This is a genomic window from Pseudomonas sp. PvP100, from assembly GCF_017833055.1.
GTDB classification, from domain to species: Bacteria; Pseudomonadota; Gammaproteobacteria; order Pseudomonadales; family Pseudomonadaceae; genus Aquipseudomonas; species Aquipseudomonas syringae.
In genome coordinates this window covers 2362501-2375756 of record NZ_JAFIBO010000001.1, presented here as the reverse complement: position 1 = coordinate 2375756, position 13256 = coordinate 2362501, and the positions used below count along the sequence as shown (strand labels likewise).

General features: G+C 59.7%; 11 protein-coding genes. 2 read left to right on the top strand and 9 right to left on the bottom strand.

Going from position 1 to position 13256, the window contains the following annotated elements; genetic code table 11:
- Positions 1-60: 60 nt before the first annotated feature.
- From JOE39_RS09940 to JOE39_RS09905, 8 genes are all read right to left on the bottom strand, one after another.
- Entirely contained in the window at positions 61-1266 is a 1206-nt protein-coding gene (locus tag JOE39_RS09940) for a glycosyltransferase family 4 protein (RefSeq protein ID WP_046719234.1), read from the bottom strand.
- Positions 1263-2264, bottom strand: a complete 1002-nt coding sequence (locus JOE39_RS09935; RefSeq protein WP_003391733.1) for a glycosyltransferase — start codon at positions 2262-2264, stop codon at positions 1263-1265. The genes JOE39_RS09940 and JOE39_RS09935 overlap by 4 nt, the downstream gene beginning before the upstream one ends.
- Before the next feature lie 84 nt (positions 2265-2348).
- Entirely contained in the window at positions 2349-2861 is a 513-nt protein-coding gene (gene rfaH, locus JOE39_RS09930; RefSeq protein ID WP_004417240.1) for a transcription/translation regulatory transformer protein RfaH, read from the bottom strand.
- Positions 2862-2913: 52 nt separating this feature from the next.
- Entirely contained in the window at positions 2914-5121 is a 2208-nt protein-coding gene (locus JOE39_RS09925; RefSeq protein ID WP_210077417.1) for a polysaccharide biosynthesis tyrosine autokinase, read from the bottom strand.
- A complete protein-coding gene (locus JOE39_RS09920) occupies positions 5122-5574 on the bottom strand; it encodes a low molecular weight protein-tyrosine-phosphatase (protein WP_003420458.1) in 453 nt (150 codons plus the stop codon). It abuts the gene before it with no gap.
- The gene (locus tag JOE39_RS09915; RefSeq protein WP_003348528.1) at positions 5564-6499 is read right to left on the bottom strand and encodes a glycosyltransferase family A protein; all 936 of its coding nucleotides are present in this window, start codon (positions 6497-6499) and stop codon (positions 5564-5566) included. Before JOE39_RS09915 ends, JOE39_RS09920 begins: the two co-directional genes overlap by 11 nt.
- A gap of 3 nt (positions 6500-6502) precedes the next feature.
- Positions 6503-8017 carry an oligosaccharide flippase family protein gene (locus tag JOE39_RS09910; RefSeq protein ID WP_016568463.1) on the bottom strand — a complete coding sequence of 505 codons (1515 nt, stop codon included), beginning with the start codon at positions 8015-8017 and terminating at the stop codon, positions 6503-6505.
- A gap of 5 nt (positions 8018-8022) precedes the next feature.
- A complete protein-coding gene (locus JOE39_RS09905) occupies positions 8023-9144 on the bottom strand; it encodes a DegT/DnrJ/EryC1/StrS family aminotransferase (protein ID WP_024663609.1) in 1122 nt (373 codons plus the stop codon).
- Positions 9145-9811: 667 nt separating this feature from the next.
- On the opposite strand from JOE39_RS09905, the gene JOE39_RS09900 reads away from it, so the two are divergent.
- The gene (locus JOE39_RS09900) at positions 9812-11002 is read left to right on the top strand and encodes an aminotransferase class V-fold PLP-dependent enzyme (RefSeq protein WP_046265683.1); all 1191 of its coding nucleotides are present in this window, start codon (positions 9812-9814) and stop codon (positions 11000-11002) included.
- Positions 11003-11062: 60 nt separating this feature from the next.
- Positions 11063-12871, top strand: a complete 1809-nt coding sequence (locus JOE39_RS09895) for an aminopeptidase P family protein (protein ID WP_057445637.1) — start codon at positions 11063-11065, stop codon at positions 12869-12871.
- 24 nt (positions 12872-12895) lie between these two features.
- Here the strand turns inward: JOE39_RS09895 and JOE39_RS09890 are convergent, their stop codons facing one another.
- A complete protein-coding gene (locus JOE39_RS09890) occupies positions 12896-13210 on the bottom strand; it encodes a hypothetical protein (RefSeq protein ID WP_046265685.1) in 315 nt (104 codons plus the stop codon).
- Positions 13211-13256 lie beyond the last annotated feature (46 nt).

The following is a 13256-nucleotide window of genomic DNA, read 5'->3' as shown; positions in this document are numbered from 1 at the left end:
GTGTCCGTGATGTCGTCGAACGGGGCGACTGCGCCCGTTCGCCGTGCTACTTGCCAGGTGCTACGTGCTGCGATCCTGCAAGGTCTGGGCGAAGATGCTTTCGTACTGGTCCAGCATCAAGTCCAGGTTCATCAATGACGCGACGCTGCTGCGTGCCTGGCTGCCGAGGCGTGCCAGCAGTTCGGGCTGCTGATGCAGCTTGAGCATCGCCAGCCCCAGTGAGTCAGGGTCATCGGGGCTGCACAGCAAGCCATTAAGCGGTTCCTGAATGATTTCCGTGAGCCCGCCCATGCGGCTGGCGATGACCGGCAGCGAGTGCGCGCACGCCTCGACCGCGACCATGCCGAATGGCTCATTCCACAGGGAAGGCACAACCGCCACGTCGATCTGGCGATAGAAATGCTCAGGCCTCTGAAAACCGACGAAGCTGATGTCAGGGGAAGTGACCATGGCCCTGAAGCGCTTTTCATCGGATGGCTGTCCGCGCCCGGCGATCTGCAAGGTGGCTTTGAACGGCAGGCGCTGGAACTGCTCGATCATCCACTCCAGCCCCTTGTTGGTCGACAGGGTGCCCAGGTAACCGAAACGCAACGGTGCGTTATCGACAAGTGCTTTGGGCTGCTCGCGAAGCGCTGGCGTAAACGGGCTGGCGTTATGCACCACATAGCCTCTGGCATGCTTGAAATAATCCTGCGCCCGCAGCGTGTCGAGCATGAAGCGGCTGACGCCGACCACCGCGCTGACCTGTTCCGACTGTTGTGCATGATGGCTGCGCAACCGTGTGCATGTCGTGCAGCGGCGCTGACAGTTTTTGCCCTTGCTGAACATCGTGCTTGCCGGGCAGAGCAGGTAGAAATCATGCAGCACCTGCACGATCGGGCAATTGGCCTGGGTGATCTGGTCCCATGCCGACACCGACCAGCCCGTCAGGTTATGGCACACCACCAGTTCTGGCTGCTCCAGCTCCATCACGCGCTCCACGTACTCACGCATGCCTGCGTTGTAGCGGTCGCGCCAGTGCCAGGCAAAGCGCGCCAGACGGCCAGGACGCTGGGCGATGAAGTGCCAATAGTGGTTAAGAAGGCCGGCCCGATAGACCTTGACCCGATTGACCTCAGCCAGTTGCAGGCCAGGCCGGTCAGTGGTGGCCAATACCGCGACGCTGTGCCCGCGCTGCTGCAAGCCCTCGACCGTACGCTGCAGAATGATTTCTGCGCCGCCGCCGATATCGGGCGCGTAGAGGCTATTGATGAAAAGGATTTTCATAGTGGGTAGGCCCTGTTCAGGCCCAGCCTGCCGGCTTCCCCTTCGCGAATGGCGTCGTTGAGCAGGTCCAGACGCTGGGCCGCGTCATGGCGCCAGGCATACAGGCTCAGCAGGCAGAGAAACATCCGGCGATTGAGCCGATAGCTGAGCGTGGAAGCCGCCCAGACATGTTTGTCGAACCAGGCCTGATTACGCGCTGCGTAGTAGGCGCGCAGATCCGACCCGCCCAGCAGGTAGCTTTCATAGACATTGCGGGTCCGTGCCTTGATGTTCCAGGAGTCTTCCAGATCATCCAGCCGCGCATCGGGCACCAGAAACAGCTTTCCGCCACCGTCGGTGATGCGCCAGGTGTATTCGCTGTCATCGCTGTACAGCTTGAGAGCATCCAGTGGCAGGCCGATCTTTTGGTAAAGGCTGCGATGGGCAAGCAGCCCGCCGTAAGTGGCAAAGGGCAGTTGCACGCGCTCCGGCATCAGCCGGGTCGCATCGGGCTGTCCCCACGGCAGGCGTCGCCAGATCTTGTAAGGCAACTGGGCGATGTGAAAGCCGAAGAAGCTTGAGCGCCGCTGGATTGCGTATTGCAGCGGCACACCTGCGGCGATGTCGGCTTGATGCGTGGGGCGAAAGCCGAGCACCGCGCAGTTGTCCTGGCCGTCGAGGAGTTGCCGTTCACGCAAGGATCGATGCAATGCCTCGATGGCATGCGCGGTCGGTGCGTTATCGTCGTCCATCAGCCAGATGCAGTCGTCTCCGGTTTGCAGCGCGGCGTTGATGCCCACCGAGTAGCCATTGGCCGAGCCGGTGTTGTGCGGCAGCCAGATCACCTGAACCCGATCGGGCCACTTATCGCACAGCGCTTGCAGCGGCGCGGTGGAAGCATTGCTGACAACGATCACACGGCCGATCAGCGGGCTTTCCAGCGAGCGGCTGATCAGGGTGTGCAAATAGCTGAAACGGTCACCATAGGTGAGCGTCACCAGGGTGGTCTGGCGCGGCATGGTGCGATTCCGAGGCTGGTGGAACAGGCGTGCGACGCATGCTTTCAGTACACGTCGTGCGGCAGGTTGCGGCGGGTTCGAGCGCTAGGCGCTCGCCTCGATTCGCGACAGGCTGCTGATCGGCAGCACCACTTTTTGCTGGCGTTGCAGCATATTGAGCAGGATCACCGCGCGCTGCGCGCCGTCTTCGCTCAGAAAGATGGCCTCGACGTCACCCCAGCTGGCATGGGTGATCAGCACTGCGTCGCCCTGGGTAAACTGTGCTTTCGGCGCGGGCGTGGCGAGTCGCTGGCGGATCTGCTCGATCAGATGATCCCGAACCGGCACCGGATGACCGCCGAAGGTCACGATGCGCGAGACGCCGCGGGTGGAGCGAATCGGGTACCAGTTGTCCTGCACCTGATCCATGTGAATGAACAGATAGCCGGGGAACAAGGGCTCGCCGGCCTGAGCCTTAGCGCCGGTTTTTTTTGCATCGGCCTGTAACGGTCGATAGCACTCGAACTGCTGACGCCGCAAATGTTCTTCGGCGCGGGCTTCCTGCCGTGGTTTGGTCTGGATCAAGTACCAGCGGACATCCTGGTCGGAGCGGGACATGGTTAATTCCTTTTAAATGAAACAGCTCGGTCAGCGGCACGCGGCGCCCTGGTTATCGTGGCGCGGGGTGGTAGTTGTAGCCGTAGGCGGCGCAGTCGTAGTCGGAGGTCGTAGCCTTGCGCACCACCGCGTTGAAAATGGCGCCCTTGATCAGAATTCCGTTCTGACCCAAACGTCGTTTGCTGGCTTCGATTTCCTGGACGGTGGTCATGCCGAAGCGCGCCACCAGCAGGCAAGTGCCCGCCTGACGGCCGACCAGCGTCGCGTCGGTTACGGCCAGGATGGGCGGGGTGTCGATCAGAATCAGGTCATACAGCGGCGACAGTTCGGTAAGCATCTTGTGGAAGTTGTCATGCATCAGCAGCTCTGAGGGGTTAGGCGCGGCGAAACCACAGGAGATGAAATCCAGATGCCGGACACGGGTGGTGTTGATGACCTCGGTACAGCGCAGACGCGCCGCCAGGGTGTCTGACAGCCCGTGTTTGGGTTGCAGACCGAAGAGGCGATGCAGGTAGCCTTTGCGCATGTCGGCATCGATCAGCAGGACCCGTTTGCCGGTCTGGGCAATGATGGTCGCCAGATTGCTCGACACAAAAGACTTGCCTGCTCCGGGTGTCGGGCTGGATATCATCAGCACGTTGTTGCGCGCTTCAAGCATGGCGAAGTGCAGGCTTGTGCGCAGACTGCGCAATGACTCGATCGCCAGCTCGGCGGGCGCGGCGATGCTCAGCAGCTTCGACTCCTGGCCAGCATGGTCGCGCTTGTCCAGATGCTCCTGTTGACGCGAGTAGGGCAGCGACGCGTAGACTGGCATGCCCAGATTTTCAATGATCTCGGCGCTTTCTACGCCGCGATAGAACGCCTGACGCACGAAAACCATGGTCATCGCCACCAGTGCGCCGAGCAGCGTGGCAATCAGCACAATCAGCGTTTTCATCGGTTTGACGGGTCTTTCGACATTGGTGTCGGCGTTGTCGATGACCCGTACATTGCCGATGTTGCCGGCGCGCAGAATGTCCTGCTCCTGGCTTTTGTTGAGCATCAGTGTGTAGGTCTGGCTGATGACCTGCATATCGCGGGTCAGGCGCAACAGCTCCTGCTGGGTCATGGGCAGCGCGTCGATTTTTTTCAGCAGGCCCTGGCGCTGTTGTTCCAGTTGGTTCATCTGGCTCATCAGGCTGCGATAGGTCGGGTGCTCACGGGTATACAGCCGCTCCAGTTCGACGCGTTTGAGTTTCAGTTCGGACAGCATCGAGTCAAGACTGACCACCTGGTCAAGCACCCCCTTGGTTTCGATACTCAGGTCCACCGATCGGGCGCTGGTCTGGAAGGTGTTCAGTGCGGTCTCCGATTCCTCAAGCTGCTTGCGTACGGCGGGTAACTGCGAGCGCAAGAACTGCAGGCGCTGGGCGGCCTCGGCCGAACTGCGCTCGACGTTCTGACGTACATACAGATGGCTGACCTCATCGAGAATCCGGTTGGCCCGTTGTGCGTCCTGGTCCTCGATCGACAGATAGATGATGCCCGAGTCCCTGCCGGCCTCGGCGATCTTCAGGCGGTTCTGATAGATCAGCGCGGTGCTGAGCGTGCGCTGTCTGGAGACAGTGAAATCGGTGCCGGGCCGTGCCTGCAACGTAGCGACCTGGATCTTGATTCCGTGGCCTTCGACCACGCGATTGATCGCACCGCCGAGCAGCAGATTGTGTTCGCTGTCGTAGAGCGAGAACTGGCCGGGTTTGCCTGCGGTCAGGGTGAGCCTTTCACCCAGCAGGTGCTCCGGCACTTCCAGTTGGAACACCTCTATTTTTTCGCCGCCCCACGCATATTGGGTCAGGCCGAATAAAGGCTGCGCCAGCTCACCGTCGCGTGCGGGCTTGAAGGTGCGATACAGATAAGGACCGATCACAGGAAACAAATCAGGTGTCTGGAGCCTATTGAGCTGCAGATCGTCGACGACCTTGCCCAGCAGCGCGCGGGACTTGATCAGCTCGATCTCGGTGGTCGCCTGCGACACCGAGAGTGGCTTGGCACTGACTTCCGGCGTGCCCTCGATGCCGATTTTCCGAGGCTCTATCTGAATCATGGCGGTGGCCTGATACACCGGTGTGGCCAGAATGGCATAGCCCAGGCCGATCAGGAAAAACACGCCGACGGTCCACAGGATCAGGGTCTTGTGATCGAACAGCATCCGCAGGACTGTTGCCAGATCGATCCGGGGGTCCGCTTGGAAATTCAGGGAAGGATGGTTCATGACGGTCATTTATCCTGTTGCTCCTGACTGAAAATGAGGGAGCCAGTCGTCGATGCAGCGCGAGAGCTGCGCGTAGGTCTGTTCGAAGGCTGACGCGGGCCGCCGGTAAGGGTCGGTGATGTCGAGCGGGTCCTGCCATTTGCCGATCAGAAAGGCTTTGCCGCGCACCTCGGGGGCCAGTTCGAGGACGTCGGAGAAATGCGCCTGCTCCATCAGCAGGATCAGGTCGGCCTGGCGCAGCAACTCGCGACTCATCTGGCGAGCGGCATGCCGCCGAGGCTGTACCCGGTGCGACTGCAGCACTGCATGTGCCGTCGGGTCGATCGACGAACCCGACAACGCGGCTATGCCTGCCGACTGGATACGCACCTGCGTGGCCTGCAGGCGTTCATGCAGCATCGCCACGGCCATCGGACTGCGGCAGACGTTGCCGACGCACAACACCAGCACACTACTGAACATGAGCTTTGCCAGTGGCGGGCGGCAGGCGCCTGCGCAGATTGCCGATCATGTTGACCGCCACTTTCCACAGCGTCTGCAGTTTGTGGCGGGGGGCGAGTGCGGCCAGCGACAGGCACACCGTCTGCATCAGGAAATACTGGTACAGCGGCTGATTGCCCAAGCGGTTGTAATAGTTGGCCAGGCTTGAGCAGGTCTGCAGGTTCATGTGCAACTTGCGTTTGTCACTGCGCATCGAGAACACCCCGCCAGGGTGCACGCGATAGGCGGCCGGCTTGATCCCGGCCATGAACTTGCCCTTGCCGTAGGCCCCCAGCAACGACCACCAGCACATATCGTTCAATGGTGCGCTGCACAGGCTCAGTTCGGGTGGCATCTGGCTGAACACATTGCGAAAGCAGACGGTCAGGGTCGACAGGCGTCTTGCCTGTTGCAACTCCAGCGCCGAGGCATCGGCGCGCAGGTGGCCTTGCAATTGCACTCCATACTGGCCGTGGTCATCGAAGACGAACGCGTCGTGATAAGTGATGACGTAATCCGGATGAGCTTCGAGAAAGTCCACTTGCTGCTGCAGTTTTTGCGGATCGGTCCAGTAGTCGTCGGCTTCGCAGTAGGCGATGTAACGACCGCGCGCTTCGCCAAACAGGCCCGGGACGCAAGCCCTGCCCTGACTGTACTGATTGATCTGCTGATAGAAGGGCCGAATGATCGTCGGATGCCGCTCGGCGTAGTGCGCAATGATGCGCGCGGTAGCGTCTGTGGAGGCGTCGTCGTTGATCAGGATTTCGTACCTGAAATCGGTCTGCTGTGACAAAAGCCCGTCCAGCGTCTGGGCGATGAAGCCTTCCTGATTGTAGGCGGGGCATACGATGCTCAGCAGCGGCGGCGCCAGGCAGGTTTCCTCGGTATTTCTTACAGTGTCGTCCATGGCTCAAGTACTCGGTTTACTGAACAGAACATAGAGTTTCGATGCCAGCGGCCGGTGACTCGTCGCCACCAGCGTCAGGGTGACAAGCCCGCTGAGCGCGAGTGCCAGAAGCACGCTGCTGCGGCTTTCACCGGCAATCAGATTGAATACGGGAGCGCTGACCACCAGGCCAGCAGCGGTCATGACGCTGATACGCAGGATGTCGCTCAGCCACTGGCGATGAAGGCCGGGGGCCAGGTGTCGATGCACGATGGCTGGCCATATCGCGAAAGACGTCGCGCGCAGAAAAAACCACGCCAACGCCGCGCCGTACACGCCTTGGTAATGAATCGCCAGCACCATCACCGGCACGCTGACCAGCGTCGATATCAGGCTGTACCACAGGTGCAAATGCATTCGGCCATAGGCGTATTGCAAATAGAACTGAAAGGCACTGGCGGCCATGATGGCGCTGCCCAGTGCGTACCAGCCCAGTACCGGGCGACTCCAGTTTGCGGCGACCGGATCGCCGGTCCAGGCGAGAATCAACGGTTCTGCATACAGGGCAATGACCGCCGCCAGAGGAAACACAAAGGTGCAGGCGAAGCGATTGGCGGCGAGGAACAAGGCGTGCATCTCGTCGCGCCGCCCCTCGGCCATCAACACTGTCAGGCGCGGCAGCAGCGTCTGGACCAGCGGATTGGTCAGCATCACGATGCCGGTGGCGATCAACGCCACCAGTGAGAAGTAGCCGTACTGGCCCAGCGGCAGCAGATTCGACAGAAGAGCCTTGTCCACCTGAGTCAGCACGATCCACAGCACAGCGCTCAGCGACAGGCTGGCGGCGAAGGGCAGGATCGGCTTGATCAATGGCCAGTCCAGACCGGTCAGCCAATGCGGCGCAGGCATCTGCCCGCGGGCCTTGCCGGCAAACCACAGGGTTTCGAGCAGCCCCACCGCAAGTTGAAATTCAAAGAAGTCTCGTGGGTCCCGGGAAAACTGACTGACCAGCACCAGGCCACCGAAGTAGCGCAATGTCGCGATCAACACATTGGCGACGTTGAGCCAGCCATGCTGTTCAAGGCCCTGAATCGCGCTTTTGTACAGCGTCGAATACAGGCGCAGGGCAATGATGATGCCCATCAAAGTGATGCAATGGGTCAGCGTGTCGGGTTGTAGCGTGTTTGCGTTCAGCCAGTGCGCGGCGATCCAGGGGCTGGCGATACAGACCAGCAGGGCGCAGAACATGGCCATCGGCAGAAAAACCAGTTCGAACGAGCGCAGCAGACGGCCCAGGTATTGTTTGCTTGCAGGGGTGTCTCGCTGATGCGCCACCGCCCGCACCAGGCTGGGCGACAGGCCGGCATCCAGCAATTGCAGCCAGGCCTGCAGCAGGGTGAAGAAGCCGATCAGGCCATACGCTTCGGCACCCAGATGGCCCAGATAAAACGGCATGATCAGAATCCCGACCAGCAGCACGTAAGCCTGCCCGCCATAATTCAGGAGGGTGTTGCGAATGAGGGAATGTTTGCCTGGCATGGTCGTCAGCAGACCCGCGCAACGGTGCAAGCCCGGTAGTCAGTTTCAGTCCCGTTGCAGGCTTCGATCAGGGTGCGGATCACCAGGTCCTGCTCGCTTTTCAGCAAGCCGGGATAGATAGGCAGGCACAGCACACGCTCGCTCAACGCTCTGGAGACCGGCTGGCCGGGCTGAGGCTGCAGGTATTCGAGGGTGTCCAGCGAGGGGTAGAAGTAGCGGCGAGGATTGATCTTGTGCTGGTTGAGTGCCGTACGCACGCTCAACAATTGTTGCTCGTCGCGCAGGGCCACAGGGTAATAGCTGTGATTCAACTGGCTGTCGGCCTGGGGTGTCTGCAGATCCAGATAGTCCTGCAGCGACGAGGTGTAGTGATCGGCTATCTCTGCGCGCTCTTCGAGAATGTTGCTGATGTTGTCGAGAATGCACAGACCCATCGCAGCAGAGAATTCGTTGAGCTTGGCGTTGATGCCGATGCCGTCGATCCGGTCGACGCCGGAAATGCCGAAGTTGCACATCAGATGGGCCTGTCTGGCCAGCTCGTCATCGTTGGTGATGATCGCGCCACCTTCAATGGTGTGAAACAGCTTGGTGGCATGGAAGCTCAAGGTGCTGATGTCGCCGTGATTGAGCACCGACTGGCCTGCGTGACGCACGGCGAATGCATGTGCGCCGTCATAGACGACCTTGAGCTTATGCTCGCGGGCTATTTGCTCGATGGCTTGCACGTCACACGGATTGCCGAACACGTGGGTGGCGACGATCGCAGTGGTGTCTTCGGCAATACTGTTTTCGATGTGTTTCGGCGAGATGTTCCAGGTGTGCGCATCGATGTCGGCAAAGATCGGCCGGATGCCTTCCCATTGCAGCGAACTGCTGGTCGCGACAAAACTGAATGGCGTGGTCACTGCGCTGCCGCTCAGCCCCAGCGCCCGATAGGCCACTTGCAGGGCCAGGGTGCCGTTATTGGTCAGAATAATGTGCCTGACGCCCAGGTAGTCCTTGAGTCGATCCGTCAGCTCCCTGGCCAGCGGACCGTGATTGGTCAGCCAGCCACGTGCGTAGATGCCTTCGACATAGCGTTTGAACTGGTCGATATCACCCAGATATGTCTTGGTCACGTTAATCATCGAAGCCTCCATGTTTCTTTGAATCAGCGCGTTGCCAAGCGGGTGACCGGGCATCTTTCGCAGACGTGCGTTGACTGCCGGGCACGCTACCGCCGAATCGTGTCGATCCAGTCAGGGCGCTGCTTACACAGAACCAACGCGTAAGCGTCGAGTGGGTCGCATTGCAACAGGCAAAGCTACCGCCACACCGAACGCATTTAGCAGTTTAAAAAGGAAGTGAGAGTCAACAGACATCCGCCAGCGCCGGGTAAGCGCCGTGGAAATAACTGACAGGGTGAGACGGGACAGCAGTCAACTTCGGCGGATGATTCCGACGCCATGCTCTGCGGCATGTGCGTAAAACCGGAATGTGCCTGACGGTCCTATATATCGGTGGCGGCAGGGTATCTGTCAAATTATTTCGTCAGGTTTCTGTTAGATTTTTGATAAATGGTAGAGCGGAGAATCTAACGTACTGATTTATAAGTGTGTCAAAAAAATATCATCCGTCGATGTCTTTTTAAAGACACAGCTCACGACCTCTGTCCGGCGTCGAGAGATCAACAGATTTTACGACAGCAGCTTTTTAAATATTCAATTTTGATCTATATAAATACTAATTGATAATTTTTGGTTCTATTTGATTTCGTGCATGATCTTCCTCATGGTCTGTAAACGAGGAACGTGTATGAACGAGCCAGTGCTGTATTTCGATTACGCTGCCACCACGCCTGTGGACGAGCGCGTCATCAGAGTGATGGTCGATTGCCTGGGGGCATCAGGCAACTTCGGTAATCCCGCCTCCAGCTCCCATTCGTTCGGCCAGAAAGCCCGCCTTGCAGTGGAGTTTGCCCGTGGGCAGGTTGCGCACCTGGTGGGTGCGCAAGCCTCGCAGATCATCTGGACTTCCGGCGCGACCGAATCCAGCAATCTGGCAATAAAGGGGGTAGCTCAGGAACGTGCCAAGCGCCAGGCAGCGGTCTTCGGAGGCAGACCCGGTCATATCATCACCAGCCTGATCGAGCACAAGGCTACCCTCGACACCGCCCGTCAACTTGAGGAAGAGGGCGTCGATGTTACCTGGCTGGCGCCGGACAGCGAGGGCCTTATCAGTGCCGATGCGGTCAGTGCAGCCTTGCGTGACGATACATTTCTGGTCTCGCTGATGCTGGTCAATAACGAACTGGGTACCGTCAACGACATCGCCGAAATCGGCAGGCGCGTACGTGGGCACGGGGCGCTGTTGCATGTCGACGCTGCACAAGGCGCTGGCAAGCTGCCGATTGACCTCAGCCAGCTCGCGGTGGATTTGATGTCGCTCTCGGCACACAAGATCTATGGGCCAAAGGGCGTTGGTGCCTTGTACGTCGGTCCGCGCGCGCAGCAGCGTGTGCTCGCTCAGATTCATGGGGGAGGCCACGAATATGGCTTGCGCTCCGGGACACTGGCGACGCATCAGATCGCCGGAATGGGCGCTGCCTTTGCCCTGGCGGCAGAGGTGCTCGAAGAAGAAGTGGTTGAAGTACAGCGGCTGAGTGATATTCTTTGTGAGCGCCTGGCCAAGATCCCCGGGGTGTGTATCAACGGCAGTCCCACGCAGCGGATTGCCCACACACTCAGTTTTACCTTCACCCATAACGATCTGGACGTCGCCGCGCTGGGTGAGAGTCTGGCCTTTTCGTCCACCTCCGCCTGCAACTCGGCAAAAAACCTGCCGTCGCATGTCCTGCTCGCCCTCGGGCTGAGCCCGCAGGCCGCGAGCCAGACCATACGCCTGAGCCTGGGGCGCTTCACCCGCGAGCAGGACATAGAGCGTGCGGTCGACTCGATTCGCGCCTCTCTTGTTCAGCCTGCGTTCTGGGCGGTTGCTCAGGCTTGATGAGTGCTCCATTATCTGAACCAGTGAAAGCAGTCAATTTCCGGGTCAGCAGGAGAGTCAATGAGCACGCAATCCAATGCCAGTTCAGGCGTGGCAGAACGTTTGGCGCAAACCCGCGCCTTGATGAGCAGGGAGCGCATCGATGCCTATCTGGTGCCGTCAGCGGATCCGCACCTCTCCGAATACCTGCCCGGCTATTGGCAGGGGCGCCAGTGGCTGTCGGGTTTTCACGGCTCGGTCGGTACGCTGATCATCACCCAGGATTTTGCCGGCATTTGGGCTGATAGCCGCTATTGGGAGCAGGCCACCAAGGAGCTGGCCGGCAGCGGCATCGAGTTGGTGAAACTGATGCCTGGCCAGCAAGGTCCGCTCGAATGGCTGGCAGATGAGGCCAAGGCCGAAAGCGTGGTTGCCGTTGATGGGGCGGTTCTGGCCGTAGCTTCTTCACGGACTTTGGCAAGCAAGCTCTACGAACGTGGCGCGCGGCTGCGAACCGACATCGACCTGCTTACCGAGCTATGGCAGGACCGCCCGGCGTTGCCGTCCCACCCGATTTACGAGCATTTGCCTCCCCAAGCGTCACTGGACCGTAGCGAAAAACTCGCGCGGGTTCGTCAGATCATCGTCGAGCGAAAAGCTGACTGGCATTTCATTGCAACGCTGGACGATATCGCCTGGCTGTTCAATCTGCGTGGCGCAGACGTTTCCTACAATCCGGTGTTCATCGCGTTTGCCTTGATCGGTCCGCAAAGCGTCACGCTGTTCGTGGACTCGAAGAAAGTACCGGACTCGGTGCGTGCGCGCCTGGAGCGCGAGGCCATCAACCTCATGGAGTACACGCAGATTGGCGCCGCCTTGCGTGAACTGCCGAAGGATGCGCGACTGCTGGTCGATCCGGCGCGGGTTACCTGCGGGCTGCTCGATTACCTGGACAGTGAGGTCACGCTGGTTGAAGGGCTTAACCCGAGCACGTTGCTGAAATCGCGAAAAACCGAGACCGATACGGCTCATATCCGTCAGGCAATGGAGCAGGACGGCGCGGCGCTGTGCGAATTCTTCGCCTGGCTGGACAGTGCACTGGGGCGAGAGCCTGTCAGCGAACTGACCATCGATGAAAAACTCACGCAGGCACGTGAGCGACGTCCGGGTTATGTCTCGCCCAGCTTTGCGACTATTGCGGGTTTCAACGCTAATGGCGCAATGCCGCATTATCGCGCCACCGAGGCGGAGCATGCGCGGATAGAAGGTGATGGTTTGCTGCTGATCGATTCGGGCGGCCAGTACCTTGGTGGCACCACTGACATCACGCGGATGGTGGCGATCGGAACACCGAGTGCCGAACAGAAGCAGGACTGTACGCGCGTCCTCAAGGGTGTGATCGCACTGTCACGTGCTCACTTCCCCAAGGGCATTCAGTCGCCGCTACTGGACGCCATTGCCCGAGCGCCGATTTGGAGTGAGGGTGTCAATTACGGCCACGGCACCGGGCACGGTGTGGGGTATTTCCTGAATGTGCACGAGGGGCCGCAAGTCATTGCCTATCAGGCACCTGCAACGCCGCAGACGGCCATGCTGCCAGGGATGATCACGTCCATCGAGCCCGGTACGTACCGGCCTGGACGCTGGGGGGTGCGTATCGAAAACCTGGTGATCAACCAGGAAGCAGGCAAAACCGAGTTCGGCGAGTTCCTGCGCTTTGAAACCCTGACGCTGTGCCCGATCGACACCCGTTGCCTCGAGGTGTCGATGTTGAACGCAGAAGAACGCGCCTGGCTGAACGACTACCATGTGCAGGTTCTGACGCGCTTGAGCCCGTTTCTGCAGGGCACTGCGCTGTTGTGGCTGCAGGCCCGCACGATCCCTGTCTGATCAGGCCTTCACGTTGCCGCGGGCTCAGTCCTGCGGTGACGGATCGGCCAGTGGTGCTACTTTCCTGCACACAATGATCATGCTGCGGCTGGTGTAACCCGCCGGGTTCAGGCCGAACGGATAGTCTTCGGGCTCCTCGGTGGCATCGCCGGATTTTGCGATCACTTTGAATGTTCTGGACGCGCAAGAGTTGGTAGCCAGTTCGTAGCATTTTGCCCAAGACGACGTGAGGCCTGAGCAGTTGATGTGGATGCCTCGCTTGCTTTGCGTGACGGGTCTGGATGTGGCTGCACAACCTGCCACAGCCAATATGGCCAATACGACAAAAATGTATTTCATTCCTTTCCTTAGCGGGCCATTGCTGATCGCGATCCATCCGATTGAC

What these genes read in the sequence shown, in the direction of transcription:
- JOE39_RS09935 (WP_003391733.1), bottom strand. Translation starts at nt 2,264, where the DNA reads ATGCCGCGCCAGACCACCCTGGTGACGCTCACCTATGGTGACCGTTTC.
- rfaH (WP_004417240.1), bottom strand. Translation starts at nt 2,861, where the DNA reads ATGTCCCGCTCCGACCAGGATGTCCGCTGGTACTTGATCCAGACCAAA.
- JOE39_RS09940 (WP_046719234.1), bottom strand. Translation starts at nt 1,266, where the DNA reads ATGAAAATCCTTTTCATCAATAGCCTCTACGCGCCCGATATCGGCGGC.
- JOE39_RS09915 (WP_003348528.1), bottom strand. Translation starts at nt 6,499, where the DNA reads ATGGACGACACTGTAAGAAATACCGAGGAAACCTGCCTGGCGCCGCCG.
- JOE39_RS09895 (WP_057445637.1), top strand. Translation starts at nt 11,063, where the DNA reads ATGAGCACGCAATCCAATGCCAGTTCAGGCGTGGCAGAACGTTTGGCG.
- JOE39_RS09905 (WP_024663609.1), bottom strand. Translation starts at nt 9,144, where the DNA reads ATGATTAACGTGACCAAGACATATCTGGGTGATATCGACCAGTTCAAA.
- JOE39_RS09925 (WP_210077417.1), bottom strand. Translation starts at nt 5,121, where the DNA reads ATGACCGTCATGAACCATCCTTCCCTGAATTTCCAAGCGGACCCCCGG.
- JOE39_RS09920 (WP_003420458.1), bottom strand. Translation starts at nt 5,574, where the DNA reads ATGTTCAGTAGTGTGCTGGTGTTGTGCGTCGGCAACGTCTGCCGCAGT.
- JOE39_RS09900 (WP_046265683.1), top strand. Translation starts at nt 9,812, where the DNA reads ATGAACGAGCCAGTGCTGTATTTCGATTACGCTGCCACCACGCCTGTG.
- JOE39_RS09910 (WP_016568463.1), bottom strand. Translation starts at nt 8,017, where the DNA reads ATGCCAGGCAAACATTCCCTCATTCGCAACACCCTCCTGAATTATGGC.
- JOE39_RS09890 (WP_046265685.1), bottom strand. Translation starts at nt 13,210, where the DNA reads ATGAAATACATTTTTGTCGTATTGGCCATATTGGCTGTGGCAGGTTGT.